Genomic DNA, 25,292 nt, shown 5'->3' on the forward strand with positions numbered 1-25,292 from the left:
AGGCATCGGAGGCGGCCGTCGGCGCAGCGGCGGATACCTTCCTGCCGCCGCGCGAGGGAACGGCATTGCCAGGGGACACGGGCACCGCATCCCCGCCGGCGTCTCGGCCGGCATGGCCGCGGCTTCTGTCCCGGTGCAGCGGCGCGCTGCTCCTTGTGGCGGTGCTGTCCCCACGGCTGGTGGCGAGCGGGGGCGAGTTCACGCTCGACGACTGGGCTCAATGGATGATGGCCTGCCTGCCGCTGATGATCGCGGCGATCGCCCAGTCGCAGGTGGTGCTGTCGGGCGGACAGGGCCTGGCCGCGGGCTCGACGGCACTCTTCGTCAATGCGCTGCTCGTGCGGCAGATGGACGGGGAGACCGGCTCGATCCTCTTCTGGGCGCTGGCGGGCCCCCTGCTCGGCGGCGCCATCGGGCTCTGCAACGGCTACCTGATCGGCTTCCGTCGCCTGCCATCGACCGCGGTCACCATGGCGACGGGCTTCGTCCTGACGGGCCTGACGCTCCAGCTCGCGGGCTTCGAGGGGCTCACCGTGCCGGATCGGTTTCGCGGCGCGCTCCTCGGCGATCTGCCGGGCGGCCTTCCGGTGCCGCTGGTCGCGGGCCTCGTCGTTCTCGCGATCGCGATCGGGCTCGATCGCTGGCGGCCGGGACGGCGCATCCGCGCTGCCGGCCGCGACATCGCCAGTCCCGCCGCTTCCGGCCATGCGGCCTGGATCCTGGCGGCCTATGTCATCGCCGGCATCGGCTACGGGGCGAGCGGCGTTTTCCTCGCCGCGGAGATCGGCTCGGCGGAACCGACGATCAGCGCCCCCTCGCTGCTCGAGATCTACACGGCCCTCATCCTGGGCGGCTCGGCGCCGCGTCTCTGCCAGGGCAGCGTGCTCGGCGCCGCGCTGGGCGCACTGGCGATCGGTACCCTGACCGATCTTTTCTCGGACCTGGCCCTGCCGGGCTATCTCGTGCCCGCGACCGTGGGCCTGCTCCTCCTCTTGGGCCTCCGCTTCGCGCCCGCGGGCGATCCGGTGAAGCCCGCCTTCGAGCCGCCCGCCATGACACCCTGGCCGCGCTACCTGCCGGCGCTTATCGCCACCGCCACGCTCGCGCTCGCCGCCCTCCTCGGATTCGGCAATGCGATTCTCCATATCGATCCGCTGCTGATGCTGGTCGTGACATTGCTCGCCATCGCCATGGCGAGCGTCATCGTCATCGGTCATATCGATCTCTCGGTGCCCGCGATCATCGGATTCGCGGCGCTGGCCACCGCCCAACTCTCGCAGGGCTCCGACGCGGCGCTGCTCTGGGTGGTGCCGGCGATCCTGCTTGCCGGAGGCCTCATCGGATGGGCGAACGGGCAGATCGGCCGCCGGCTGCAGGCGCCGCTGGTGCTGACCACGCTGGCCACGGCCGGCGCTCTCAATTCCGTGACGCTGTTCGTCGCCTCGAAGTTCTTCCTCGGCGCCACGCCCTTGGCCATCAAGAACTTCCTGATGAACATGGCGGGCGTCCCGGAGATCGGCTTTCTCGTCCTGGCGGTCCCGCTGCTACTGGCGCTCGCCGCCTTCCGCTGGCGTTCGATCCAGCGCTGGTTGCAGCATATGAGCGACCCCGCGCCGCAGGCCCGCTCGCGCGCCTCCTATCCCTGGGTCTTCGCCGCGTCGGGCCTGCTGGCGGCGGCCCTCGGCATCATGCTGCCGGGCTATGCCGGCGCCATCTCGCTGACGGCGCCCGATCCCTTCATGTTGCCGGCCCTGCTGGCGGTGCAGCTCGCGGGCCTCTGCATCGCGCGACGGGGCGGCAATCCCATCATGATCGCGCTCACCGTTCCCGCCGTGCTCCTGATCGACATCGTGCTGGTGGGGTTGGGCGTGCCCGCTCCGTTCCGTACGGCGTTGCTGGGCGCGATCCTGCTGGCCTCGATCGCGCTCCATGGCGCCGCCCCCTTGCGGCGGGTCGCCCGCCGGCTCGGCAAGGCCGCGTAGGGGACGGGCGCGAACGCCATCGCGGGCGCGGATCCCGGGGCGCCAGCCGCTTCCGGCCCGGCGAAGCGCGGTTTCTTGTCGCGCGACATCTTTTGGACGATCCTGGGGAGACAGAAAACCTGCAGTTTCCGTCGCGACGCGTTCCATAACCCCTTCCGGGCGGTGATCTGCCATGACGATGCGGTTCGAAAATGCCGACGCACCGAAGCTGGTATCGATCGATGAGATCGTGAATGTCCTGTCGCATCGTTCCGTCGCGACCACGCGGGCGCGCGGCTGGAGCGGCGTCACGGTCGACATGTATCGCGCGCTTCCCGACGTCTCCGAGCGCTATCCCGCCCTGGATCATCACCTGATCTGCTATTGCCCGTCGGGCAGCGCAAAGCTGGTCCAGGGGCGGGACGGCGTCATCCACGAAAGCCTCATCTCCGCCGGCGTCTCCATGCTCATGCCGGCTGGATACGATTCGCTCTGGGAGGGCCATGCCTCCGCCACGGCAAGGCTGCGCATCCCCACCTCCCTCGTCGCATCCGCGGGCGAGCAGCTCGGACGCCACCCGGCGCCGCAGGTCGAGATCCGCAATGTGTTCACCACGCGGGACCCCGTGATCGGGCGCATCGCGGAGATCCTCGTCGCGGAGCTCGACCGCAAGCCCCACCCCGCGCAAGCGCTCATCGTCGATCAGGTTTCGTCGGCCCTCGCGGCTCACCTGCTGCGAAGCTACAACGCGTTCGAGCCGGTCGAGCCGCGGGAAATGCCATCGCTGGGCCGATGGGAGCTGGCGCGGCTGACCGAGTTCATCGAGGACAATCTCGACCGGACCATCGGGCTGTCCGAGCTGGCGGAGATCGTGAATGTCAGCCGCTTCCATTTCGCCCGCCTGTTCAAGCGAAGCACCGGCATGACGGCCATGAGCTTCGTCGAGCAATGCCGCATCCGCCGTGCCCAGTCGCTGATCCTGGAGACCGACATTCCGCTGGCGCATGTCGCCCTGGCGACCGGCTTCGCCGACCAGAGCCACTTCACGAGGCGCTTCCATCGGCATGCCGGCTGCACGCCGGCCGCGTTCGCGCGCGAGCATGGCCGGCGGCGCCCGTCGCGAGGCCGGCCGGATTAGCGCGGCCGCAGGCCGGGTGTCATGCCAGGTCCGGCCGCTCGCGCGAGCGGAACCACAGGTCGATCGGGCGATCGAGCGAAAGCGGACCGGGACCGAGCGCCAGGATGGCGAGGGCCAGGGATGCCCAGTAGAGGTGGAAGTTCGCCCACCCGTCGGGAAACACCAGCTGGATCACGCCCGTCATGACGAGCAGGGCGAGCGCCGCGAACCGCGTGGCGAGCCCCAGGACAAGCAGGATCGGCAGCGCGATCTCGGCGACGGCGACCAGGAACGCCAGCAGGTCCGGCACGGGGAGATCGTAGACCCCGCCCAGAATGTGAAGCTTGAACTGAGTCTCGAACAGGTAGGTCGTCCCGACCGAAAGCGACAGGACGCCATCCCACCGGGTCAGACCGGAACGAAAGAACGGGAGCGCCAGCGCGATCCGCAGCACCGGTGGTGCTACGAGCCCGGCGGTCCTCCCAATCCCTCCGAGAAGCCCGCGGACCAACCGTTCGGAGCGCCCGCCCGCCCGGGAATCGACGGCGCTCATGCGGATCCCGCCGCCCCGGAGAAGCTCCGTTCCTCGGGCAGATTCCAGCCGACCATCGCGCCGGCCTCGAGGAGGCCGCGCAGCGCCCGAGCCAGATCGAAACCGGGCTCATCGCCAAGAGCAAGCGCAGTCGCGTCGGCCACCGGCGCTCCGGTCGCCAGCGCCTGGATGAAGCGGGCCGCACCTGCAGGCAATGCCCGCAGCTCGACCTCGGCCGCCGCCCGGATGACGAGGATGTCTTCGCCGCCGCCCGCGATGTCGACGGCGCTCGGCATGCCGTCACCGATATTCGTCTGCCAGATGGCGAGCACGGGAAAGGGCGACCGGACGATCCGCAGCGAGGGATGCAGGACGAAGCGGATACAAGGAAGCCGGTCCGGGCGGACCCGGCCCAGCGCGGCGGGATCGATCGGTCGGGCCTCGGGCGCGTGATAGGCTTCCGCCCAGGCCCGCTCGAGCCGCGCGACATCGCGCAGATAGGGCAATCCTTGCGCCGGCGCGAACGCGCCGACGAAATCGGCGAAGCCCGCGCCATAGGCGAGCATGATCGGCGACCGGGGCGGTTCCTGCGCTGCATAGATCCGGGCCATGGCCGAGAAGAACTCGTCGCCGACGATGCGTCGCAGTGCCGGAAAGGCGGCCCGCAGCGCCTCGACCAGGCCGGCAACGACATTGTTCCGGTAGACGGCAAACCGTTTCGCGCTGGGCGCGCCGTCGGGGCCGACCAGACCCGGAGGAACCGGCATGTCCGGATCCAGGATCGCCATGGCGAATTGCCGTTGGCGTTCATCGAGGCCGCGAGCGGCCGCGACGGCGGCTTCGGCGTGGCGAACCGACCTCAAAGATGGGCTCCGCGCCGGCATCGGATTGTCACGACCGAGGCGGGCGCTGGAGCACATTGGTCCAGAGCCGGCGCAGGCTGTCGACGCCGCCGGCCGTCGAGCTCCACAGCGTCGTGTCGCTGACGAGCAGGCTGCCGGCGAACGCGTCGGGCCGGGACTGAAGCAGCGCATCGAAGGTCGTGCGGTCCTGCGCGAAGGGATGCGGCGGTGCCGCCGGATCGATCTTCTGGCGCGCCAGGACCTCGAGCCCGACGCGCGCCTCCCCGAGGCGCTCGAGCTGCGGCAGATGCGGATGCAGGTTGAAGCTGCCGACACCCCGCAGAAGCCCGAGCCGGTCGAGCGTCGCCTCGGCTTCGATCGGCGATGGCGATCCGTCCGCTTCGGCCGCGGGGCGGAGCCCGAAGCGGTTCTCGACCGGCAGGCCGAGCCCGGCGAGCAGCGAGCGCGCGAAACCGCCGAACCGCTGCTGCGGCGGGATCGTCTTGTCGCCATGGTGGCGGAACTCGGCGAGCTGACGCTGCACGCGTTCGTCGTGGGAAAGGGCCGGCAGGTCGCCGATATCGTGATGAGGACAGACGAAAACGAGATGGTCAGGCTGTGCGAGGAAAGCCCGCATGGCCGCGATCTCGGCGGCCTGCGCCGCCTGGCCGGTGCGAAACGAATCGAAGCTGATCACGATGAGCGTATCGACACCCTCGAGGACGGCCGCGTCGAGCGCGGTCAGGCGGCCGTCATCCGTCACCCGCTCGATCTCCGTCACGGGCTGGCCGGTCAGGACGCGGGCCAGCTCGACGAAGGCGGTGAAATTGCGCTTCATGATGTGGTCGAGGAAACCCGCGATGCTCTGATCGTACCGGGACGGATCGGATAGTTCCTCGAACCTCGGATAGCCCATCCGGCGGCTTTCGAAGAGCGTGGGGAACCGGTTCTCGATGACCTCGAGCGGCGCGCCGATCTCGCCCGGACGGCTCCAGGCGTAATAGACAAGAACCCTGCGTGTGGCCATCCGCGTCCCTCTCTCCTGATGGAGCTCAGCCGACAGGCTCTGCCAGCCGAGCCGCCGCCGGCGCCTGTGCCCGCATGATCCCTTCGGCGCGATCGGCTTGCGCCTTCAGCGCCGGCCAGCCGGGCAGCTTGGCATCCCACTCGATCAATGTCGGCACCGGACCGATCCTGCGGACCGCGTGGGCGAACAGATCCCAGACGATCTCGTCGACGGGGCGATCATGCGTGTCGATCAGGAGCGGGCGGCCCCTTTCATCCTCTTCCCGCGCATGCCCGGCCAGGTGGATCTCCCGGACTGCGCCGAGCGGACAGGCGTCGATATAGCGGAAAGGGTCCCACTGCTGGTTGGTCGACGCAACGTAGACATTGTTGACGTCGAGCAGGAGGCCGCATCCGGTCCGCCGCACCAGCTCGGCGAGGAAGTCGGTCTCGGAATAGCAGCTCTCGGCGAAGGCCAGGTAGGTCGAGGGATTCTCCAGCAGGATCTGCCGGCCGAGCGCCTCCTGGACCTCGTCGATATGGTCCGCCACGCGCCGCAGCGCCGGCAGCGTATAGGGCACGGGCAGCAGATCGTTCAGGAAGCCGGCATCGTGGCTCGACCAGGCGAGATGTTCCGAGAACAGCCCCGGCTGATAGCGCGCGACGAGCGCCTTCAGCCGCCGGAGATGATCCGGGTCCAGCGGCCGATCCGCGCCGATCGAGAGCCCGACGCCGTGAAGCGACAGGGGGTGGCGGTCGCGGATGGCCGAAAGGTAACGGTGCGGCGGGCCGCCCGCACCCATGTAGTTCTCGGCGTGAACCTCGAAGAAGCCGATATCGGGCCTCGTTTCGAGGATCGTGCGGTAATGCTCGGCCTTGAGGCCGACGCCGGCACGCCGGGGCAGGTCGCGACCGGCGCCGAAGGATGACGGCTCGGACATGGGGAAGCCTCCGCCGCGGGCTTGAAAAAGGGGGCCGGGCCCTGGGGGAGGCCCGGCCGGCCGGAACGTCCTCAGGCCTTGGGCGAGAGGCTTCCGGGCCCGTTCGGCGTGGAAATGCCGGTGCAAGTTCCCTTGGGCACCAGCCTGAAGGCATTGCCTTGGTAATCGACGGCGCTCGTGCCGGCGCAGGTGGTGCCGGCGCCCGCATAGCAGTCGTTCTGCCCCTTGAGCGCGGTGCCGAAGCAGGGCTCGACCGTGCCGCCTTTGACCAGGGCGGTGTTCTGCTCCTGAATCTTCTTCTGCGCCTCGGTGAATTCCTGGGCGCTGGCCGGCATGGCGGCAAGGGCGCCCAGCGCGGCGGCGAAGGCGCCGGCGACGAGAACGGTCATGGTGCGATCGGGCATAAGGGTTTCTCCAGCGTTGGAAAGGGAATTGCGATCTCGAGGAACCGCGCGGGCGAGGCGGCCGACCGAAGCCGGACCGAGCCAAGGCTCGGCTCGACGTCCGGGCCGATGGCGGGATGACGGTGACGTCCTCCGCCCGCTCGCGAGCGGCCCCGCGATGGTTCCCCGCCGCTGATCCAAGTTAGGAGATCGGCCGTGGGCGAAGATTGAGCGATGTTGCGCCGGTTGGTTTCCGATTGCGCGCCGCGAAATGACGGGGCGGAACGGCGCCCCAGATCCGGTGGTTCAAGCCATGGCGCGGCCGGCGGATGGGCCCTTGCGGATCGGGCATGCCGGCTGTCTGCCGGCCGCCATGAGGAGGACATCCGATCGGCGGCCGGGCGTCATCTCGCCGCAACAGCCACTCATCCTGCCCGCAGGCGATGGAGCGAGGCACCAAAGCATGCTTCTCTTCATGGCCTCCGCGCTGCAATCGAAGGAATGAAAGGATGACGAGATGGTAATGTCTCCTGTCTGGTTCATCACCGGCTGCTCCACCGGCTTCGGCCACGAGCTCGCCAAGCAGGTGATCGCGCGCGGAGACCGGGCGGTCGTCACGGCGCGCGACAAGGCACGGCTGGCGGGCCTGGTCGGCGGGCATGAAGCGGCCACGCTCGCGCTCGCGCTGGATGTGACCCGCACCGACCAGATCGAGGCGGCCGCCCAAGCGGCGCTCCAACGGTTCGGCCGGATCGATATCCTCGTCAACAATGCGGGCTATGGCTATATGGCCGCCGTCGAGGAAGGCGAGGAGACCGAGATCCGCCGCCAGTTCGACGCCAATGTCTTCGGCCTTTTCGCCATGACGAGGGCCATCCTGCCGATCATGCGGCGCCAGCGCCGCGGACATGTGATCAGCATCTCCTCGGTTGCCGGCTTCATCGGCTTTCCCGGCTCGGGCTATTACGCCGCGAGCAAGCATGCCGTCGAGGGCTGGGCCGACGCGCTGGCCGCGGAGGGCAAGCCGATCGGCATCCGGGTCACTTGCGTCGAACCCGGGCCGTTCCGCACCGACTGGGCGGGACGCTCGATGACGCAAACGCCGAACCGGATCGCCGACTATGCCGAAACGGCGGGCGCACGCATGGGCAACGCCAAGGCCGGGAGCGGCAAGCAGCCGGGCGATCCCGCCCGCGCCGCCGCGGCGATCATCAGGATCGCCGGGATCGAGAACCCGCCGCGCCACCTCGTGCTGGGTGCGTTCGGGGTCGATGCGGTGACGAAGACGCTGCGCGAACGGCTCGCCGAGGTCGAGGCCTGGCGCGAGCTCGGCCTGTCGGCCGATTTTCCCGCGTGACGACCCTCACGTGACAGCCGATCAAGGCTTGCCCGCTAACGCCGGATTGCCGGCGGGCCTCTCCGCGGCCGAGGCCAACCGTCGCCTCGCGGAATCCGGCCCCAACGAGATGGTCGAGACCGCCGAGCATCCGTTGCGCCGCGCGCTCCGGCATTTCTGGGCGCCGGTGCCCTGGATGCTCGAGGTCACCATCCTCCTGCAGCTCGTGGCGGGCGAGGGGGTGGAAGCGGCGATGGTGGCCGCCCTGCTGCTCATCAATGTCGTGCTCGCCATGGTGCAGGAGGGCCGTGCCAGCGCGACGCTGGCACTTCTGCGCCAGCGCCTGGCGCCGCGCGCCCGGGTGCGCCGCGACGGCTCATGGTCCGATATGCCGGCGGCGGCACTGGTGCAGGGCGACATCGTCCAGATCTCGCTCGGCGGCATCGTGCCGGCCGACCTGAAGCTGCTGTCGGGCTCGGTGCTGCTCGACCAGTCGATGCTGACCGGCGAATCCGTCGCGGTGGAGCGGGGGCCGGACGAGCAGGCCTATGCCGGTGCCCTGGTGAACCGCGGCGAGGCCGTGGCCGAGGTCACCGCCACGGGCGCCCGCACCTATTTCGGCCGCACCGCCGAGCTGGTGCGCGCCGCCGACGTCCAGAGCAGCGAGCAGAAGGCCGTGCTCGGCGTGGTCAAGGCGCTGACCGCGGTGAACATGGCCATCGTCGTCGGCATGGTCGCCTATGCCTATGCCATCGGCATGACGCTGGTGCAGATCATCCCCTTGGTGCTGGCGGCGCTGCTCTCCGCCGTGCCGGTTGCGATGCCCGCCGTTTTCACGCTGGCGGCGGCACTGGGTGCGCGGCGGCTCGCCGACGAGGGCGTGCTGCTGGCAAGACTGTCGGCCCTGCAGGAAGCGGCCATGATCGACGTGCTCTGCGTCGACAAGACCGGCACCCTGACGATGAACAGTCTCAGCGTGAGCGGCGTGGTGCCGCTCGTGGACGGTCTCACCGAGGCGGCCTTGCTCAGCCGCGCGGCGGCGGCCAGCTCGGCCGACGGCCAGGACCGGGTCGATGCAGCGATCCGGGCGGCCGCGGCGCAGCGCGGCGGTGCTGCCCTGCCGGTGATCCGCTTCACGCCTTTCGATCCGGCCACCAAGATGGCCGAGGCGCTGATCGCCGACCCGTCGGGTGCCCCGTTGCGCATCGCCAAGGGCTCGCCGATCGCGATCGCCGCCCTGGCGCCGCTGGATCCCTCGGCGCAAGCCGCGTTGAAGCGCATGACCGGGGAAGGCAGCCGCGTCCTCGCCATCGCCGCCGGCGCGCCGGACAGCATGGCGGTGATCGGCCTGATCGGGCTCAGCGATCCGCCGCGCCCCGATTCCGCGCCGCTGCTGGCTGAATTGCGGGGGCTCGGTATCGGTGCCGTCATGGTCACCGGCGACACCGCCGAGACCGCCGGCACGGTCGCCCGCACCATCGGCCTGCAGGGGCCGGTCTGTCCGCCCGGCAAGATCCCCGAGAGCGTCGGGCCGCGGGACTATGCGGTCTATGCCGGCGTCTTCCCGGAGGACAAGTTCCGGCTCGTCCGCGCCTTTCAGCGCCAGGGACATGCGGTGGGCATGTGCGGCGATGGCGCCAACGACGCGCCGGCGCTGCGCCAGGCGCAGATGGGCATCGCGGTGGCGAGCGCCACGGATGTCGCCAAATCCGCCGCCGGGCTCGTGCTCACCGCGCCCGGCCTGCGCGGCATCCTGGCCTGCATCGAGGAAGGCCGCGCCGCCTTCCAGCGCGTGCTGACCTTCACGCTGGGCATGCTGGTCAGCAAGGCGGTGACGCTGATCGTCATGGGCGGCGGCCTGGTGATGACGGGCCATGCGGTGATGACGCCGCTGCTGCAGGCGATCTGGATGCTGACCGGCGACATCCCGATGATGGCCCGGGCGGCCGACCGCGCGAAGCCGACGCCTTATCCCAATGCCTGGAAGATCCGCGAGCTGGTGCTGGCGGCCCTGCCGCTGGGTTCGGTGAAGCTCCTCTATGTCATGGCCGTGCTGGCGCTCGGCTGGTTCCGGCTGAAGCTCGATGCCGAGACGATGCGGACCCTGACCTTCCTGACGCTGGTGCTGGCGGGCCAGATGACCGGGCTCGTCCTGCGGGCGCGGGGCCATGTCTGGCATTCCCGCCCGGCGTTGGTGCTGCTCGCGGCGATCGCGGCTGCGGCCGCGCTGGCCTCGGCCCTCGCTTGGGCAGGCTGGTTCATGGCGGCGCTGCCGGGCTGGCTCGTGCTCTCGCTCTATGGCGGCAGCCTCGGCTACGGCCTGGTGCTGGACTTGGTGAAGGTCGCGATGCTGCGCTGGCTGCCGATCGACCGGCGGTGAGAGGTTTCCGACAACGCCGAGGCCGCGCCGGGACCGCGATCATGCGTCAATCGGCTTTGTAGCTTGCTATCCAACCAGAAAGACGGGCCGATGGCGGTGTCCGATCCGCAGCCGCGGAGCCGACCTCCGGATTCTCAAGCGCGCGGCGAGGGCACGCGTGCAGCAAGGGCGGCCGCACGTTCGATGACGGCTTCCTGGTGGGGCAGCAGTTCCTGCCCGCCCATGTTGCTGACCCAGTCATGCATGGGATCGTCGATTTGCGTCTGCAGACCCGCCAGCGTCTCGATGACCGGCGCGGCGCAGTAGGGGATATAGACCGGCGCATAGCCGCCCTCGAGACAGACGACGAGGCGGCCCCCGCAGAGATCCTCGGCCGCCTGCTTCACCAGCCGCGTCATTTCGCGGAACGTCCCGCTGTGGCACAGCATATGCGCCAGGGGGTCGAGCACATTGGCGTCGAAGCCCGAGGCTACGGCGATCAGCTCCGGCTTGAACGCACGAAGCGCGGGAAGGACGACGCGCTCGATCGTGCGGACATAGGCGCCATGGCCGCTGCCCGCGGGCAGCGGGATGTTGATGTTGTATCCCTCGCCGGCACCCTTACCCGTTTCCTCCAGGGCGCCGCTTTCGAGCGGATAGAGCCGGTCCTGATGGATGGAGATCGTGAGCACGCTCGGATCTTCGTAGAAGGACCATTGCGTGCCGTTGCCGTGATGCACGTCCCAGTCGATGACGGCGATGCGGCTCAAGCCGCGGCGCGCCCTGGCATCCGCCACCGCGACCGCGACATTCGAGAAGACGGCGAACCCCCGGCCCCGGTCGGCTTCGGCATGATGGCCGCAGGGGCGGACGAGCGCGAAGGCGTTGCTCACCGTCCCGTCGAGAACCGCGTCGAAGGCCGTGATGCAGCCGCCCGCCGCGAGACGGCAGATGTCATAGGCACCCGCGCAGATCGCCGTGTAGTCGCCGACCGGGCCGCCATAGCCCTCGCTGAGTTCCTTGACGCGGGCGATATAGTCGCGCGTATGGATGCGGGCCAGCTCGTCCTCGGTGGCCATACGCGGCGTCAGCGAGGTCAGCTGATCGAAGATACCGCTCGCGCGCAGCAGGTTCAGGATCCGGCGCTTGCCGTCGGGGCTGTCCATGGCCGGAAAGGGCTGCGTCAGCGGCCCCAGCGGCAGATAGGCCCCCAGCTCGACCCAGAAGAACCGTTCGTCATGCACCAGCCCCGTCGCCATCGCTCCATGTCCCCGATCGAGTGACTCTTTAGTCTGCGATGGGGCCGAGCATATCCGCTCCCTGCGGGCAGGGGCGAGCTTTGATGAGACGATCGCGCCTCATGCTGCCTCGACCGCTACCAGAAGCGCTTGGTGGCGAACGCCTTACCGGAACCGGATTTGAAATACTGCTCCAGCGCCCGCGCATTCTCCTCCGTCGCCACCGCGACATAAGATTTCAGCGCGATGGGTAAATGCGCCTTCGTGGACTGAACCTGGCCTTCCTGATGAGAGCTCAGCCGGCGCTCAAGGTTGTTGGTTGAGCCAACATAGATGTCGCCATTGCCGAGCTGAAGGAAGCAGACGAACCACACGGGTCAGCGTGCCCCTCAAAAGTAGAAGGCAAGAGGGGCATCGCGTCGCTTCGGCTGTCCCCCTACGCTCCAAGTGGAGCTTCGGGGGACACTCCCACGCCTCATCGCCTTCGCGTGTCAGTCCACTTCGTGGCCTGCCACCCGAAGCCGAAGGCGTAGGGTGGCGGACGGGGGGAGATTCGAACTCCCGATACCCTTGCGAGTATGCCGCATTTCGAGTGCGGTGCATTCAACCACTCTGCCACCCGTCCGTGGCGCCCTGTTGGGGGCTGTTCCGCCGGAGGCCGCAGACGGGCCTCGGGGCTTTCCGGAACGGCGCGGAACCTAGACCAAGGCCTAGGGCCAGGGCAAGCATCGACGGCCAGCTTATCCCGCCGGGCTTATCGGTTGTTTAAAGGCGGCCGAGGCACTATTCCTGCCGCCATGAACATCGCCTTGCAGGCCCCGGACCACCGGACCCTGCCGGAGATCCCGGTGGTGGATCTGGAGAGCGGCAATGCCGCCGAGCTCGCCCGGCGCGAGCGGCAGCGCGCGGCGGCCCTCCTCGGCATCGGCCATGCGCATTATCCCGGCTGGGCCCTCAACTGGGGCGACAAGCGGTCGCGACGCTGGCTCGAAAAACAGGCCAACCCCTATCTGATCGAGATCGACGAGATCGCGGCGGCGCTGGGCGCGCCCGGCACGCATCTTCTCAACATCAGCTACGAATGGGCCTGCACCACGGGCGCCGATCGCGACCATCGGCGCGAGGGCTGCCGCATGCTGCGCGTGCTGGACTGGCCGCTGCCCGGCCTCGGCCGGCATGTGGTGGTGGCGCGCCAGCAGGCACCAGCCGGGCCCTGGCTCAATGTCACCTGGCCCGGCTTCGTCGGCACGCTGACGGCGATGGCGCCGGGGCGATTTGCCGCGGCCTTCAACCAGCCGCCCTTGCGCCGGCGCACCGGCCTCCTCGCCGCCGACTGGCTGGTCGACCGCATCAAGGTGAGCCGCAGCCGCGCGCTGCCGCCCGCCCATCTGCTGCGCCGCGTGTTCGAGCAGGCGAAGGATTTCGCCGAAGCCCGGCGCATGATCGCCGAGACGCCGCTCTGCCTGCCGGCCTTCTTCGTGCTCGCCGGCACCAAGCCGCACGAGGCCACCGTCATCGAGCGGCTGGAGAACAAGGCGTTCCTGCACGAGGCCCCGGCCGCGGTCTCCAACCATTTCCTGGGGCCCCGCATCGCCGGCCAGCCGCGCGGCAGCGAGACCGGCCCGCGCCGGCGCCTGATGCTGGAAAGCCTGGCCCGCGGCGGGCGCGATTTCGACTGGCTCCAGCCCCCGATCCTCAGTGGCGATACCCGGCTCGCGGTCGAGGCCAATGCCCGCACCGGCGAGCTTCTGGTCTGGGGCTTCGAGCCGGACGGGCCCGCGACCCGGCCGCTGCGGCTGGCGGCCTGAGCGGGGATGCTCCCAGGGCGACCAAACGTCCCAAGGCGGCGGGGAAGCCCCTAAACGCCTTGCCCCGCAAGGTTTCCCGGCCCCGGCGGGGGTGGAATCAAGTTGACAGCAGGGCGGTTCCGGCTATAGTCCGGCCCTCGCGTCGGCCGGCCCGTTCGGCGGACGCCGCTTCCATAACAAAATCAAGCGTTTAAGCCATGTTCGCAGTGTTCAGGACCGGCGGCAAGCAGTACAAGGTCGCCAAGAACGACATCATCCGCGTCGAGACCGTTCCGGGCTCGACCGGCGATCTCGTCGAGTTCACCGAGGTGCTGATGATCGGTGACGGCGCCGACACCACGGTCGGCAAGCCCCTCGTCGCGGGCGCCACCGTCGCGGCCGCCCTCCTCGACCAAGTCCAGGCCGACAAGGTCATCATCTTCAAGAAGAAGCGCCGCCACAATTACCGGCGCAAGCGCGGCCATCGTCAGCCGCTGTCGCTCCTGCGCGTGGTCGACATCCTGACCGGCGGCAAGAAGCCCGACGCTTCGACCAAGGACGCCGCCAAGGCCGCGGCCGAGGCCGGCGCCGAGAAGCACGCCAAGGCGAAGGAAACCGCGGCCACCGTCACCGGTGCCAAGCGCAAGCCCGTCGCCAAGAAGGCGGTCGAGGCGAAGGAAGCGGCGCCCCAGTCAGCGTCCAAGGGGGTCGCCAAGAAGAAGCCGGCTGCCAAGAAGAAGGCCGCCGCGAAGAAGAGCGAGGAGTAATTACTCATGGCCCACAAGAAAGCAGGCGGCAGCTCGCGCAACGGCCGCGATTCGGCCGGCAAGCGCCTCGGCGTGAAGAAGTACGGCGATGAGACGGTGCTCTCCGGCAACATCATCGTGCGCCAGCGCGGCACCACCTACCATCCCGGCGCCAATGTCGGCATGGGCCGCGACCACACCATCTTCGCCACCAGCAACGGCAAGGTCCGCTTCAAGCGCGCCACGGGCGGCCGGACCTTCGTCTCGGTGGAGCCGCAGAGCTGACGTCATAGAGCGACGCCGGCCCCAGGCCAGACAGACGGAAATCGGAAGGGGGAACGGCGTCGCCGTTCCCCCTTTTCCTTTGCCCGGTTTCCAACGCTGTCCATCGACCGAACCATGACCGCCCCGATCGCCTTCAATCGCCTGGTGCCCGAGCTGCTCTGCCGCGACTTCGCGGCGAGCTTCGCCTTCTATGGCGAGGTGCTGGGCTTCGCGCGGCTCTATGGGCGCGAGGACCCGCCCTTCGCCTATCTGGAGTTCGAAGGCGCCCAGCTCATGCTGGAGCAGATCGAGGACGAGGCGAGCTGGCTGACGGGCGAGATGTCGCCGCCTTTCGGCCGCGGCATCAATTTCCAGATCGAGACCGGCGATCTCGACGGGCTGCTGGCGCGCCTGGCCCGGGCCGGCATCGCGCTCTATCGCGCGCCGGAGAGCGCCTGGTATCGCGCGGGCGACCGGCTGGTCGGTCAGCGCCAGTTCCTGGTGCAGGATCCCGACGGCTATCTCCTGCGCTTCTGCCAGGATCTGGGCGAACGGCCGCTGGATCACGCGGATGCAGGCGCGAGGATCGTGTCATGAAGTTCCTCGACCAGGCCAAGATCTATCTGCGCAGCGGCGATGGCGGCGCCGGCGTCGTCGGTTTCCATCGCGAGAAGTTCGTCGAGTTCGGCGGGCCCGATGGCGGCGATGGCGGGCGCGGCGGCCATATCGTCATCGAGGCCGTGCCCAACCTGAACACGCTGATCGATTTCCGCTACCAGCAGCATTTCAAAGCGCCCAAGGGCGGTCATGGCATGGGCAAGAACCGCACCGGTGCCGCCGCCCCCGATCTCGTCATCAAGATGCCGGTGGGCACGCAGGTGCTCGACGAGGACAAGGAGACCGTGCTGCTCGACCTGACCGAGCCCGGCCAGCGCGTGGTCTTCCTCAAGGGCGGCGATGGCGGCTTCGGCAACAACCACTACAAGACCTCGACCAACCAGGCGCCACGCCGCGCCGATCCCGGCTGGCCGGGCGAGGAGCGCTGGGTCTGGCTGCGGCTCAAGCTGATCGCCGATGCCGGGCTCGTGGGCCTGCCCAATGCCGGCAAGTCGACGCTGCTGGCCGCCGTGAGCCGCGCCAAGCCCAAGATCGCCGACTACCCCTTCACCACGCTCCATCCGCAGCTCGGCGTCGTGCTGACGGACGGCGCCGAGTTCGTGCTGGCCGACATCCCCGGCCTGATCGAGGGCGCCTCGGAGGGGGCGGGCCTCGGCACGCGCTTCCTCGGCCATGTCGAGCGCTGCGGCGTGCTGATCCATCTGGTGGACGGCACCTCGGACGACGTGGCGCGCGACTACCGCACCATCCGCGAGGAGCTGGCGGCCTATGGCGGCGGTCTCGCCGAGAAGAAGGAACTGCTCGCCCTCAACAAATGCGACGCGCTCGACGACGCCGAGATCCAGTCCAAGGCGCGCAAGCTCGCGCGCGCCTCGGGGGGCAAGGTGTTCCGCATCTCCGGCGCCAGCGGCAAGGGCATCAAGGAGCTGATGCGCGCGGCCTATGCCGACGTGAAGGCCTATCGCGCCGCGGAAGCCGAGGCCAAGGCGGCGAAGGCCGCCGAGACGATCGATCTGGACGACGCTCATGCCGAGGATGACGAGGCATGAACGGCACGCGCACGAAATCCGGCCTCGCCCAGAGCAAGCGGCTGGTGGTCAAGATCGGCTCGGCGCTGCTGGTCGACGAGAAGACCGGCGCCATCCGCCGGCAATGGCTCGACGCGCTGGCGGACGATGTGGCCGAGATCCGTCAAGCCGGCACCGAGGTGCTGCTGGTCTCGTCGGGCGCCATCGCGGTCGGGCGGCGCCATCTGGGCCTGCTCGACGGCGCCCTCAAGCTCGAGGAGAAGCAGGCGGCCGCCGCCACCGGCCAGGCCCGCCTCGCCCACGCCTATCAGGAGACGCTGGCGCGCCACGACATCACCGCGGCGCAGGTGCTGCTGACGCTGGGCGACACCGAGGAGCGCCGGCGCCATCTCAATGCCCGCTCGACGCTGCAGACGCTGCTCAGGTTTGCTTGCGTGCCGGTGATCAACGAGAACGACACGGTCGCGACCGCCGAGATCCGCTTCGGCGACAATGACCGCCTCGCCGCCCGCGTTGCCGCCATGGTCAGCGCCGATGCGCTGGTGCTGCTTTCCGACATCGACGGGCTCTATACCGCCGATCCGCGCCGCAACCCCGAGGCCCGCTTCATTCCCGAGGTGACCGAGATCACGCCCGAGATCGAGGCGATGGCGGGCGAGGCGCTGCCCGGCTACAGCTCGGGCGGCATGGTGACGAAGCTCGCGGCCGCGCGCGTGGCGCTCGGCGCCGGCTGCCGCATGGCGATCGCCAACGGCCGCCAGCTGCATCCGCTGAAGGCGATCCGCGAGGGCGGCCCCTGCAGCTGGTTCCTGCCCGCGGCGACACCTCTCACTGCGCGCAAGACCTGGATCCAGGGCGCCCTCAAGCCGGTGGGCAAGCTGGTGGTCGACGACGGTGCCTTGAAGGCGCTGAGCTCGGGCAAGAGCCTGCTGCCGGCGGGCGTGGTCACGGTCGAGGGCCGCTTCGAGCGCGGCGATGCCGTGATCGTGGCCGACGCCCAGGGCCGCGAGGTGGCCCGCGGGCTCTCCGCCTATTCGGCCGAGGATGCCCGCCGGATCAAGGGCCATAAGAGCCGTGAAATCGAAGCCCTGCTCGGCTATCGTGGCCGGGACGAAATGATCCACCGCGACGATCTCGTGTTGAGCCGGTCATGAGCGCCGCTGCCCAACCCCAAGCCAAGCCCGACGGCGCCGCGCTCGCCGCGTCGGTCCGCGCCGTGGCGCGCGCCGCCAAGGATGCGGCGGCGGCGCTTTCGCTCGCCAGCGCCGCCGAGCGCACCGCCGCCTTGAAGGCCATGGCGGCCGCGATCCGCGAGGACGCCGCGCTCATCCTCGCCGCCAACGACAAGGACATGGTAGCCGCGAGCGGCCTCACGCCGGCGCTGAAGGACCGCCTCAAGCTCGACGCCAGCCGTGTCGAGGCGATGGCCAAGGGCGTCGAGGAAGTGGCGGCCCTGCCCGATCCCCTGGGTCAGGTGATGGCCGAATGGGACCGGCCCAACGGGCTTCATATCGCGCGGGTGCGCGTGCCCCTGGGCGTGATCGCGATCATCTATGAATCGCGGCCGAACGTAACGGCCGATGCCGCGGCCCTCTGCCTGCGTGCCGGCAATGCCGCAATCCTGCGCGGCGGCTCGGAAAGCGTGAATTCCTCGGGCGCCATCCTCGCCAGCTTGAAGCGCGCGCTCAAAAGCACGGGTCTGCCCGAGGGCGCGGTCATGCGCGTGCCGGTCCAGGATCGCGCCGCGGTGGGCGAGCTGCTCAAGCTCGACGATCTGATCGACGTGGTGATCCCGCGCGGCGGCAAGTCGCTGATCGAGCGCGTCGCCGCCGAGAGCCGCATCCCGGTACTGAAGCATCTCGACGGCAATTGCCATACCTATGTCGACGGCGCCGCCGATCTCGCCATGGCGCGGAGGATCGTGCTCAACGCCAAGATGCGCCGCACCGGCATCTGCGGCGCAACCGAGACGCTGCTGGTCGACCGCCGCGTCGCCAAGACTTATCTGCCGCCGATCCTGGACGATCTCGCCAAGGCCGGCTGCGAGCTCCGCGGCGACAGCGAGACGCGCGCGCTCGACCACCGCGTCACGCTCGCCAACGACACGGACTGGGATACCGAATATCTCGACGCCATCATCGCCGTGAAAGTCGTGGACGGCGTCGACGAGGCGATCGCCCATATCAACCGCCATGGCTCGCACCATACCGAGGCGATCGTGACCGCCGACGAGAAGGCGGCCGCGAAGTTCATGGCCGAGGTCGATGCCGGCATCGTGATCCATAACAGCTCGACCCAGTTCGCCGATGGCGGCGAGTTCGGCATGGGGGCCGAGATCGGCATCTCGACCGGCAAGCTCCATGCCCGCGGCCCCGTCGGCGCCGAGCAGCTCACCAGCTACAAATATCTGGTGCGCGGCAGCGGCCAGGTGCGCCCCTGACACCCTGCCAAGGCTGGATCGACCCGGTCCGGGCCCGGCGGCGCCCCCGCGTCGGGCTCCTGGGCGGCTCCTTCAACCCGGCTCATGAGGGCCATCGCCAGATCTCGCAGACCGCCCTCCACCGGCTGGGGCTGGACGAGATCTGGTGGCTGGTGAGCCCCCAGAACCCCCTGAAGCCCGAGGCCGGGATGGCGCCCTTCGCCGAGCGGCTGGCCTCGGCCCGGGCGGTGGCCCGCGATCCCAGGATCAAAGTCACGGATATCGAGGCCCGGCTCGGCACCCGCTACACCGCCGATACGTTAGAAAAGCTGACCCGGCGCTTCCCGGGGCACGCCTTCGTCTGGCTGATGGGGGCCGACAACCTGCTCCAGATCCACAAATGGCGGGACTGGCAACGAATATTTCACCTGCTGCCGGTTGCGGTCCTGGCCCGTCCTTCTTATTCTTTGAAGGCGCTGTCCGCTCCGGCGGCGCAGCGTTTCCTGCGGGCCCGTTGGCCGGAACGGCTGGGACGCAGGTTGGTGCAGGCCGAGCCGCCCGCCTGGCTTCTGATCCATGGGCCGCTCAACCCGGCATCGGCGACCGCGATCCGCGCCGCGCGGAGGATGGGACGGCGCGAAGGCAAAGGAGCGAGCACATAACTCCATTGGCAATTGGGCGGACGGGGCACCGCGAGATCAGTGCCGGCCGCTTCGACATCCAAGGGTGATGGCCATCGTCAAGACAACCCGCGCCGGGAAGAGCAAGAGCCCGGCCAGACCGAGCGACCTTCTGCGCATGGTCGAGACGTCGCTCGATGACGACAAGGCCGAAGACATCGTCACCATCGATCTCAAAGGCAAATCCAGCATCGCCGACTATATGGTCATCGCGTCCGGGCGGTCCTCGCGACAGCTCGCGGCGATGGCGGAGCATCTCCATGAGAAGCTCAAGGCCAAGGGGCTCACGCAGGTGGGCGTCGAAGGCGAGCGCCAGGGCGACTGGGTGCTGATCGATGGCGGCGACGTGATCGTCCACCTGTTCCGACCGGAAATCCGCGGCCTCTACAATCTGGAAAAGATGTGGGGCATGGAGCTTCCCGAAGCGGAACGCGTGGCGGCGCTCGGATGAGCTAGAGCCTCGCCGCCGCCCGAGAGGGCGCGCCATCCGGCGGGCTTCACCAACTTCCTCGGTCGCGTCTCGCGCGAAGGGGAAGCAACGGGAATTATGTGCGCCTTAAAGCCAGGCTTGCTCTCTCATAGCTCGTAAAGGAGGGCATGCAGATGCTTCCGCAAATCGAGCAGGTGACGGCCCCAGTGAAAGCGGTAGCCCCAGAGATACTGGTTGGCCGCGACCTGGTGCGAACCGAGATCCCATAGGGCGAGCACGTCGCGCAGCTCGGCATCGATATCGATCAGATCGTCGATCGCGTCCCCGAGCGCCGGCGATTCGTCGATTCCTTTCGACTCCACGACCGAATAGAAACCGAGCTCCGGAAATCGCGCGCCGATCTCCCGATAGGCCCTTTGATGCCAGTCCGGCGGATGATCGGTGACGTCGTAGTCGAAATCCGTCCCCGTCAGGCCATGATAGGCATAGGCCAGATGGTCGAGCGCCGCGGCCAGCGCCTGAAGCCGCGCGGTCTTCGACGCCGGCGGCGCCTTGATCAATTCCAGGAAGTTGCGGACCGGGAGAGCCAAGTCTGAGGACGGCATGGAACTGTTCCTCGGGGCCGCAACCTTGTGCCAACCGTCGCGACGAGGTCAATAAGCACGCCGGATTATTCCCCCAGGCAAAGGATGCGGACATTCCCGACTCTGGCTCCGACCGACAGGCCGCCTCGAAGGCCGCGCCAAAGCTGTGGCCAGGTTCGCGATCGGGAGGCGGGCTGCTAGGATGATCCCAAGGCGGCCCCAGACCGGGTTGCCGTGAATTCGCGCGGGGTCGTCGGTAACCGGAGGAGGCCGCGATGCGTAAGGATGTGGCGTTCAAGACCGAGGATGGCGTGACGCTGCGGGGCTGGCTCTATCAGCCCGACAAGGCCCGCAGCCCCGTGCCGACGATCGTGATGGCGCACGGCTTCTCGGCCGTGAAGGAGAACTATCTCGACAAGTTCGCCGAGGTCTATGCCGCGGCCGGCCTCGGCGCGCTCGTGTTCGACAACCGCAATTTCGGCGCCAGCGACGGCGAGCCGCGCCAGCATATCGATCCCTGGCAACAGGTGTCGGACTATCGCGACGCCATCACCTACGCCTCGACGCTGCCGGAGGTGGATGCGGACAGGATCGGCATCTGGGGCTCGAGCTATAGCGGCGCCCATGTGCTGGTCGTGGGCGCGCTCGACCGCCGCGTCAAATGCGTCGTCTCGCAGGTGCCGCTGATCAGCGGCCATCGCAACGCGCGCCGGCTCATCCGCGCGGACATGATCGCGGCGGTGCAGGGCATGTTCCTCGAGGACCGCAAGGCCCGCTATGCGGGCAAGCCGCACGGCATGATCGCCGTGGTCTCGAACGATCCGAACGTCCCTTGCGCGCTGCCGACGCCGGATTCCTACGAGTGGTTCACGGAAACGGCGAAGCTCAGGGCGCCCGCCTGGCGCAACGAGGTGACGCTGCAATCGGTCGAGCTCTTCACCGAATACGAGCCGGGCATCTATATCGAATATGTCAGCCCGACGCCACTTCTCCTGGTGGTCGCCGCCGGCGACCATCTGACGGTGGCCGACGAGGCGCTGGCCGCCTATGGCCGCGCGCTCGAGCCCAAGAAACTGGCGCTCCTCGGCGGCGGCCATTTCGACGCCTATGTGAAGGATTTCCCCGCCTCCAGCGGCGCCGCGCGCGACTGGTTCGCCCAGCATCTGCTGGACGAGTGAACCGCCTGCCACGTCCGTTCCTTTCCTGTCATCGCCGGACTTGATCCGGCGATCCAGGGCCGCATGAGCGGTCAGCGTGAGTGGCCCTGGATGCCCGCGTCAAGCTTGTCCTCGGGCCGGCCTTTGGCCGGACCCGGGGGCGCGGGCATGACAGGCTTAAAGGATGGGCCTCAGCGCGAGGACGCCATCTCTTCCGGCGAGGGCAGCTCGCCCAGCAGCAGCCGGCGGTTGCCGGCGATCGCCCGGCGTTGCTTCAGATCCATCCTGCTGTCGTGGGCAGATTCGAGCAGGCGCACGGCGCGCTCGTAGAGCGGCAAGGCATGGCGGAGCGCTGCCGAAGGCCGGATCCGCTCCACCGTGAAGTCGAGCTTCTCCTTGGCCTGCGGGATCGTGTAGCGGCCGCTGCGGACCCAGTCGACGGTCAGCCAGTCGAACGTCTCCAGAAAGGACAGCGAATCCGCCGCTTGCAGGATGTCGGCCTCCCAGCCGCCACCAATCTCGTGGCGCAGGATCAGCCGGCGCACATGGCCGATATAGTCCTCGGCCGGCGCCGGAGTCCTGGCGCGGAGCCAGGCCTCGACGATATCGGCCGAACGGATCGAGTGTGCAAATAGATAGTCGGGGTCGTCGAACTTCGACGGCGTGCTGGTGGGGCCGCCGGGAAAGAACCGCTCGGCATCATGGACCAGCGCCGCGAACTTGAGCTCGGCCGAGGCATCCGCGCAGAGCCTGATCGCCCAGGCCCTCGTGCAGAGCAGATGCTCCAGCGAATAGAACCCGTCGAGCCACTGCAGCGCGCTGTGCTCGATCTCGTTGAATGTCGGGTCCGCATAGCGGCCCGCGATGATATTCGATGTCATGCCGGAGACCTCACGCGCCGGAAGAACAGGCCGATGACGCTGCGATCGCTCGCCAGACGGATTCCGGCGTGATCGGCAGCTCGGAGATTTCGACCCCGTACGCCGCCAGGGCGTCGCACAGGGCATTGGCGACCGCCGCCCCCGGCGGGATCGTGCCCACCTCGCCGACGCCGCGGATCCCCAATGTCGTGACCGGCGACGGGACCTCGGTATGCAGCAGCTCGATCGGCGGCACGTCCGCGGCCGTGGGCGCGAGATAATCCAGCATGCTGCCGCTGACCAGCTGGCCGGTCTCCTTGTCGTAACGAAGCTCCTCGCCGAGTGCCGCGCCCAGGCCCTGGACCAGGGCGCCCCGGACCTGGCCTTCGACCAGCGCCGGATTCACGACCGTGCCGCAGTCATGGACCATCACGAAACGCTCGACGGAGAACTCCCCCGTCTCGGGATCGACCGAGACGACGGCGGCCGCGGTGCCGAAGGAGAATGCCGCAGCGGGAGGCTCGAAATGTGCGGTCGCCTCCAGTCCAGGCGTCTCGCCGGCAGGGATTCCCTGCCCGAGGATGGCGCGGGTGAATATCTCCGAAAGCGCCATGCTGCGGCCGGGATCGCCGCGAAGGCGCAGGACCGTGCCGGCGATCTCGACATCCCTGGCCGCGGCATCCAGGGCCCAGGCCCCGATCCGGATCGTCTTGTCGCGAAGGCTCTGGGCCGCCTCGCGCAGGGCGCCGGCCGCCGCGATCAAGGTGCGCGACGCGAAGGCACCGGTATTGAGCGGCGACGCGCCCGTATCGCCAGCATGGACATGGATCGCATCATACTCGACGCCCAGGATCCCGGCGCAGAGCTGGGCAAAGGCCGTCTCGTTTCCCTGGCCGAAGGTGGATACGCCGGTATAGAGATCGATGCCGCCGGAGCGGTTCGCCCGGAGGGTGACGCTCTCATGGGCACCGAACTTCGATCCGCGATTCGCCAGGAAGCGCGCGCTCGCATAGCCGGTGCGCTCGACGAAGGAGGAGAGGCCGATTCCCACCAGCCGCCCGTCCTTGCGTCGCTTGGGCGAGGCGCGGTGCGCCTGATAGCCCACCGCCTCGGCCGCCATCCGCAGCGTCCTCAGATAGTCGCCGCTGTCATAGACGGCACCGCTGGGGGTCTTCCAGGGAAAGTCCTCCGGTCGAAGCATGTTCCGGGCCCGGAACTCCAGCGGGTCATATCTCAGCCGGCGCGCCAGCCTGTCGATCAGCACCTCGAGGGCGAAATTGACCTCCGGCTGGCCGTAGCCGCGATAGGCGCCGATCGGCGTCTTGTTGGTCAGCACCACCTGCCGCTCGACCGACCCGTCCGCGACCTTGTAGGGCCCCGTGAAGACGACGCTGGAGAGCTGCGCCGACCCGAAGGAGGAGTTCCAGGCACCCAGATCGGTGCGGTAGATGTTCGTCATGGCGAGGATCTGGCCGTCCGCTCGCGCCCCGATGCGGAAATCGTGAATGGCTTCGCGCCCATGCGTGCTCGCTCGGAAATATTCGAGCCGATCCTCGATCCACTTGACCGGCCGGCGCAGGGCCATCGCATGCAGGCAGGCAAGGATGTCTTCGGGGCAGATCCCGAGCTTCTGCCCGAACCCGCCTCCCACATCCGACGCAATGACGCGGATGCAGCCTTCGTCGATTCTCAGGCATTCGGCCAGCTGCTTGCGCACCAGATGCGGCACCTGGGTCGAGGCATGGACGGTGAGCTCCCGGGCGCCCGGACGCCAGACCGCGACGATGGCCCGGGCCTCCATGGGCAGGGCCGTCACCCGGTTGATGCGGAACCGGCCTTCGATGACCGTGTCCGCCTCCGCCATGCGGCCCTCCGGGTCGCCGCTGCGGTCCTTGTTCGAGGCCAGGAGGTTGGACGGCAGCACGTCCGGATGCAGAACCGGACTTCCCTCGGCAAGGGCGTCGAGCGCATCCGATAGGTGGGGGAGAGGCTCGTAGTCGATGTCGACGAGCTCGATCGCGTCCTCGGCGACCGCCCGGCTGGTGGCGACCACGCTGACGACAGGCTGCCCTTCATGGAGCGCCCTTTCCTGGGCCAGCGCGTAATAGGGAAGCTGCGGTGCGCCGGGGACGGGCCGCAAGACGGTCAAGGGACCGCTGGCGCGCCGCACCTCCGGGCCGATCAGGATATGCTTGACTCCTGCCAGGGCGCGGGCTTGCGAGATATCGATCGACCTTATGCGGGCATGGGGAAACGGGCAGCGGCCGACCGCCATCTCCAGCTGATGGGCGAACTCGACGTCGTCGGTGAACCGGCCATCGCCGCGCAGAAGCCGATCGTCCTCCTTCCTCGGAATCGGCGCTCCGATGAGACGATGCCGGAAGGGCGGCGCGTCGGCGCGATCGAGCCCCTCCGCCTCCCCGTCGCGCCGCGCTTCGAGATTCTCCACGACCCGGTTCATCGCGCGACTCCCGCTCCCGCCGTTTCTTTCTCGCCGGGCGCCTGCAGATACTCCTCCAGGGCGCGAAGGATGCCCTCATAGCCCGTGCAACGGCAGAGCACACCGCTGATCTCCTCGCGAATCTCGGCGCGGGACAGCGGCTCGCCCCGCTTCTTCAGGCTTGTCGCCAGCATCAGAAAGCCGGGCGTGCAGAACCCGCATTGGAGAGCGTGATGGCGCTTGAACGCCTGCTGTAGCTCATTGAGCTCGTCGCCGGTCGCAAGCGACTCCACCGTCCAGAGGTCGGCCCCATCCAGCTGCACGGCGAGCAGGAGGCACGATTTCACCGCCTGGCCATCGACCAGGATCGTACACATGCCGCACACGCCTTGCTCGCATCCCACATGAGTTCCGGTCAGCCCCAGCCGATGACGCAGGAAATCGGCCGCATGCATGCGAACGGGCACGCTTTCGCGCACCGCCTCGCCATTGATCCGAAGGCCGATCTCCTTTGCATTCGCGCTCAACGCAGTGGTCTCCATGTTGCGGCAGGCATCGGACGGGC

At 68.7% G+C, this 25,292-nt stretch carries 24 protein-coding genes, 1 tRNA gene and 1 pseudogene; 14 read left to right on the forward strand and 12 right to left on the reverse strand.

The window, feature by feature from the left end:
• Positions 1–155 precede the first annotated feature (155 nt).
• Together FRZ61_RS22930 and FRZ61_RS22935 are read left to right on the forward strand one after the other, a co-directional pair.
• Complete coding sequence (locus tag FRZ61_RS22930) at positions 156–1,982, forward strand: ABC transporter permease subunit (RefSeq protein ID WP_191909174.1); 1,827 nt, start codon at positions 156–158, stop codon at positions 1,980–1,982.
• Between the two features lie 172 nt (positions 1,983–2,154).
• On the forward strand, positions 2,155–3,099 hold the full coding sequence (locus FRZ61_RS22935; protein WP_151119922.1) for a helix-turn-helix domain-containing protein: 945 nt from the start codon (positions 2,155–2,157) through the stop codon (positions 3,097–3,099).
• A gap of 19 nt (positions 3,100–3,118) precedes the next feature.
• On the opposite strand, the gene FRZ61_RS22940 is transcribed toward FRZ61_RS22935, so the two are convergent.
• From FRZ61_RS22940 to FRZ61_RS22960, 5 genes are all read right to left on the reverse strand, one after another.
• Positions 3,119–3,631, reverse strand: a complete 513-nt coding sequence (locus FRZ61_RS22940; protein ID WP_151119923.1) for a DoxX family protein — start codon at positions 3,629–3,631, stop codon at positions 3,119–3,121.
• Complete coding sequence (locus FRZ61_RS22945; protein WP_407657879.1) at positions 3,628–4,377, reverse strand: HvfC/BufC N-terminal domain-containing protein; 750 nt, start codon at positions 4,375–4,377, stop codon at positions 3,628–3,630. The genes FRZ61_RS22940 and FRZ61_RS22945 overlap by 4 nt, the downstream gene beginning before the upstream one ends.
• Positions 4,378–4,501: 124 nt before the next feature.
• On the reverse strand, positions 4,502–5,479 hold the full coding sequence (locus FRZ61_RS22950; RefSeq protein ID WP_151119925.1) for a hypothetical protein: 978 nt from the start codon (positions 5,477–5,479) through the stop codon (positions 4,502–4,504).
• A 25-nt stretch (positions 5,480–5,504) separates the two neighbouring features.
• Positions 5,505–6,398 (reverse strand): MNIO family bufferin maturase, encoded by an 894-nt coding sequence (gene bufB, locus FRZ61_RS22955; RefSeq protein ID WP_151119926.1) that lies wholly within the window; start codon positions 6,396–6,398, stop codon positions 5,505–5,507.
• A 71-nt stretch (positions 6,399–6,469) separates the two neighbouring features.
• Positions 6,470–6,802 carry a BufA1 family periplasmic bufferin-type metallophore gene (locus FRZ61_RS22960; RefSeq protein ID WP_151119927.1) on the reverse strand — a complete coding sequence of 111 codons (333 nt, stop codon included), beginning with the start codon at positions 6,800–6,802 and terminating at the stop codon, positions 6,470–6,472.
• A gap of 496 nt (positions 6,803–7,298) precedes the next feature.
• Here FRZ61_RS22960 and FRZ61_RS22965 point away from each other — a divergent pair, with 496 nt between their 5' ends.
• Positions 7,299–8,138, forward strand: a complete 840-nt coding sequence (locus FRZ61_RS22965; protein ID WP_151119928.1) for an oxidoreductase — start codon at positions 7,299–7,301, stop codon at positions 8,136–8,138.
• Between the two features lie 28 nt (positions 8,139–8,166).
• On the forward strand, positions 8,167–10,497 hold the full coding sequence (locus FRZ61_RS22970) for an HAD-IC family P-type ATPase (protein ID WP_225308964.1): 2,331 nt from the start codon (positions 8,167–8,169) through the stop codon (positions 10,495–10,497).
• A 134-nt stretch (positions 10,498–10,631) separates the two neighbouring features.
• Here the strand turns inward: FRZ61_RS22970 and FRZ61_RS22975 are convergent, their stop codons facing one another.
• The 3 genes from FRZ61_RS22975 to FRZ61_RS22985 form a co-directional block, all read right to left on the reverse strand.
• Positions 10,632–11,735: a class II histone deacetylase gene (locus FRZ61_RS22975; RefSeq protein ID WP_151119929.1), complete on the reverse strand. Its 1,104-nt coding sequence runs from the start codon at positions 11,733–11,735 to the stop codon at positions 10,632–10,634.
• A gap of 116 nt (positions 11,736–11,851) precedes the next feature.
• Positions 11,852–12,088: a GIY-YIG nuclease family protein gene (locus tag FRZ61_RS22980; protein ID WP_151119930.1), complete on the reverse strand. Its 237-nt coding sequence runs from the start codon at positions 12,086–12,088 to the stop codon at positions 11,852–11,854.
• Between the two features lie 161 nt (positions 12,089–12,249).
• A tRNA-Ser gene (locus tag FRZ61_RS22985) sits at positions 12,250–12,339 on the reverse strand.
• A 172-nt stretch (positions 12,340–12,511) separates the two neighbouring features.
• Here FRZ61_RS22985 and FRZ61_RS22990 point away from each other — a divergent pair.
• The 9 genes and pseudogenes from FRZ61_RS22990 (at position 12,512) to rsfS (ending at position 19,707) form a co-directional block, all read left to right on the forward strand.
• Entirely contained in the window at positions 12,512–13,522 is a 1,011-nt protein-coding gene (locus FRZ61_RS22990; protein WP_151119931.1) for a hypothetical protein, read from the forward strand.
• Positions 13,523–13,719: 197 nt separating this feature from the next.
• Positions 13,720–14,031: pseudogene (gene rplU / locus FRZ61_RS26725) on the forward strand (50S ribosomal protein L21); the annotation flags it as partial.
• A gap of 243 nt (positions 14,032–14,274) precedes the next feature.
• Positions 14,275–14,532, forward strand: coding sequence for a 50S ribosomal protein L27 (gene rpmA, locus FRZ61_RS23000; protein WP_151119933.1), 258 nt, complete (start codon positions 14,275–14,277; stop codon positions 14,530–14,532).
• A gap of 114 nt (positions 14,533–14,646) precedes the next feature.
• The gene (locus FRZ61_RS23005; RefSeq protein WP_151119934.1) at positions 14,647–15,108 is read left to right on the forward strand and encodes a bleomycin resistance protein; all 462 of its coding nucleotides are present in this window, start codon (positions 14,647–14,649) and stop codon (positions 15,106–15,108) included.
• Complete coding sequence (gene obgE / locus FRZ61_RS23010) at positions 15,105–16,178, forward strand: GTPase ObgE (RefSeq protein WP_151119935.1); 1,074 nt, start codon at positions 15,105–15,107, stop codon at positions 16,176–16,178. Before FRZ61_RS23005 ends, obgE begins: the two co-directional genes overlap by 4 nt.
• Positions 16,175–17,311 carry a glutamate 5-kinase gene (gene proB / locus FRZ61_RS23015; protein WP_151119936.1) on the forward strand — a complete coding sequence of 379 codons (1,137 nt, stop codon included), beginning with the start codon at positions 16,175–16,177 and terminating at the stop codon, positions 17,309–17,311. The genes obgE and proB overlap by 4 nt, the downstream gene beginning before the upstream one ends.
• The gene (locus tag FRZ61_RS23020) at positions 17,308–18,597 is read left to right on the forward strand and encodes a glutamate-5-semialdehyde dehydrogenase (RefSeq protein ID WP_151119937.1); all 1,290 of its coding nucleotides are present in this window, start codon (positions 17,308–17,310) and stop codon (positions 18,595–18,597) included. The genes proB and FRZ61_RS23020 overlap by 4 nt, the downstream gene beginning before the upstream one ends.
• Before the next feature lie 59 nt (positions 18,598–18,656).
• Positions 18,657–19,238 (forward strand): nicotinate-nucleotide adenylyltransferase, encoded by a 582-nt coding sequence (locus FRZ61_RS23025; protein WP_407657949.1) that lies wholly within the window; start codon positions 18,657–18,659, stop codon positions 19,236–19,238.
• Positions 19,239–19,305: 67 nt separating this feature from the next.
• The gene (gene rsfS, locus FRZ61_RS23030; protein ID WP_151119939.1) at positions 19,306–19,707 is read left to right on the forward strand and encodes a ribosome silencing factor; all 402 of its coding nucleotides are present in this window, start codon (positions 19,306–19,308) and stop codon (positions 19,705–19,707) included.
• Positions 19,708–19,832: 125 nt separating this feature from the next.
• Here rsfS and FRZ61_RS23035 read toward each other — a convergent pair whose 3' ends face one another.
• A complete protein-coding gene (locus FRZ61_RS23035; protein ID WP_151119940.1) occupies positions 19,833–20,291 on the reverse strand; it encodes a DUF5063 domain-containing protein in 459 nt (152 codons plus the stop codon).
• Positions 20,292–20,545: 254 nt separating this feature from the next.
• On the opposite strand from FRZ61_RS23035, the gene FRZ61_RS23040 reads away from it, so the two are divergent.
• The gene (locus tag FRZ61_RS23040; protein ID WP_151119941.1) at positions 20,546–21,448 is read left to right on the forward strand and encodes an alpha/beta hydrolase; all 903 of its coding nucleotides are present in this window, start codon (positions 20,546–20,548) and stop codon (positions 21,446–21,448) included.
• 170 nt (positions 21,449–21,618) lie between these two features.
• Here the strand turns inward: FRZ61_RS23040 and FRZ61_RS23045 are convergent, their stop codons facing one another.
• Genes FRZ61_RS23045 through FRZ61_RS23055 form a run of 3 tightly spaced genes read right to left on the reverse strand, consistent with a single transcriptional unit; the run spans position 21,619 to position 25,269 of the window.
• The gene (locus FRZ61_RS23045) at positions 21,619–22,308 is read right to left on the reverse strand and encodes an HD domain-containing protein (protein ID WP_151119942.1); all 690 of its coding nucleotides are present in this window, start codon (positions 22,306–22,308) and stop codon (positions 21,619–21,621) included.
• Positions 22,309–22,318: 10 nt separating this feature from the next.
• Positions 22,319–24,748 (reverse strand): xanthine dehydrogenase family protein molybdopterin-binding subunit, encoded by a 2,430-nt coding sequence (locus FRZ61_RS23050; protein WP_151119943.1) that lies wholly within the window; start codon positions 24,746–24,748, stop codon positions 22,319–22,321.
• Complete coding sequence (locus tag FRZ61_RS23055) at positions 24,745–25,269, reverse strand: (2Fe-2S)-binding protein (RefSeq protein WP_151119944.1); 525 nt, start codon at positions 25,267–25,269, stop codon at positions 24,745–24,747. The genes FRZ61_RS23050 and FRZ61_RS23055 overlap by 4 nt, the downstream gene beginning before the upstream one ends.
• Positions 25,270–25,292 lie beyond the last annotated feature (23 nt).

Source organism: Hypericibacter adhaerens (genome assembly GCF_008728835.1).
Lineage (GTDB): Bacteria > Pseudomonadota > Alphaproteobacteria > Dongiales > Dongiaceae > Hypericibacter > Hypericibacter adhaerens.

Excerpts from the sequence above, each read along its gene's own strand:
- FRZ61_RS22935 (WP_151119922.1), top strand. The coding sequence starts at position 2,155 with ATGACGATGCGGTTCGAAAATGCCGACGCACCGAAGCTGGTATCGATC.
- FRZ61_RS22940 (WP_151119923.1), bottom strand. The coding sequence starts at position 3,631 with ATGAGCGCCGTCGATTCCCGGGCGGGCGGGCGCTCCGAACGGTTGGTC.
- FRZ61_RS22945 (WP_407657879.1), bottom strand. The coding sequence starts at position 4,377 with ATGCCGGTTCCTCCGGGTCTGGTCGGCCCCGACGGCGCGCCCAGCGCG.
- FRZ61_RS22950 (WP_151119925.1), bottom strand. The coding sequence starts at position 5,479 with ATGGCCACACGCAGGGTTCTTGTCTATTACGCCTGGAGCCGTCCGGGC.
- bufB (WP_151119926.1), bottom strand. The coding sequence starts at position 6,398 with ATGTCCGAGCCGTCATCCTTCGGCGCCGGTCGCGACCTGCCCCGGCGT.
- FRZ61_RS22960 (WP_151119927.1), bottom strand. The coding sequence starts at position 6,802 with ATGCCCGATCGCACCATGACCGTTCTCGTCGCCGGCGCCTTCGCCGCC.
- FRZ61_RS22965 (WP_151119928.1), top strand. The coding sequence starts at position 7,299 with ATGGTAATGTCTCCTGTCTGGTTCATCACCGGCTGCTCCACCGGCTTC.
- FRZ61_RS22975 (WP_151119929.1), bottom strand. The coding sequence starts at position 11,735 with ATGGCGACGGGGCTGGTGCATGACGAACGGTTCTTCTGGGTCGAGCTG.
- FRZ61_RS22990 (WP_151119931.1), top strand. The coding sequence starts at position 12,512 with ATGAACATCGCCTTGCAGGCCCCGGACCACCGGACCCTGCCGGAGATC.
- rpmA (WP_151119933.1), top strand. The coding sequence starts at position 14,275 with ATGGCCCACAAGAAAGCAGGCGGCAGCTCGCGCAACGGCCGCGATTCG.
- FRZ61_RS23005 (WP_151119934.1), top strand. The coding sequence starts at position 14,647 with ATGACCGCCCCGATCGCCTTCAATCGCCTGGTGCCCGAGCTGCTCTGC.
- obgE (WP_151119935.1), top strand. The coding sequence starts at position 15,105 with ATGAAGTTCCTCGACCAGGCCAAGATCTATCTGCGCAGCGGCGATGGC.
- proB (WP_151119936.1), top strand. The coding sequence starts at position 16,175 with ATGAACGGCACGCGCACGAAATCCGGCCTCGCCCAGAGCAAGCGGCTG.
- FRZ61_RS23020 (WP_151119937.1), top strand. The coding sequence starts at position 17,308 with ATGAGCGCCGCTGCCCAACCCCAAGCCAAGCCCGACGGCGCCGCGCTC.
- rsfS (WP_151119939.1), top strand. The coding sequence starts at position 19,306 with ATGGCCATCGTCAAGACAACCCGCGCCGGGAAGAGCAAGAGCCCGGCC.
- FRZ61_RS23035 (WP_151119940.1), bottom strand. The coding sequence starts at position 20,291 with ATGCCGTCCTCAGACTTGGCTCTCCCGGTCCGCAACTTCCTGGAATTG.
- FRZ61_RS23040 (WP_151119941.1), top strand. The coding sequence starts at position 20,546 with ATGCGTAAGGATGTGGCGTTCAAGACCGAGGATGGCGTGACGCTGCGG.
- FRZ61_RS23045 (WP_151119942.1), bottom strand. The coding sequence starts at position 22,308 with ATGACATCGAATATCATCGCGGGCCGCTATGCGGACCCGACATTCAAC.
- FRZ61_RS23050 (WP_151119943.1), bottom strand. The coding sequence starts at position 24,748 with ATGAACCGGGTCGTGGAGAATCTCGAAGCGCGGCGCGACGGGGAGGCG.
- FRZ61_RS23055 (WP_151119944.1), bottom strand. The coding sequence starts at position 25,269 with ATGGAGACCACTGCGTTGAGCGCGAATGCAAAGGAGATCGGCCTTCGG.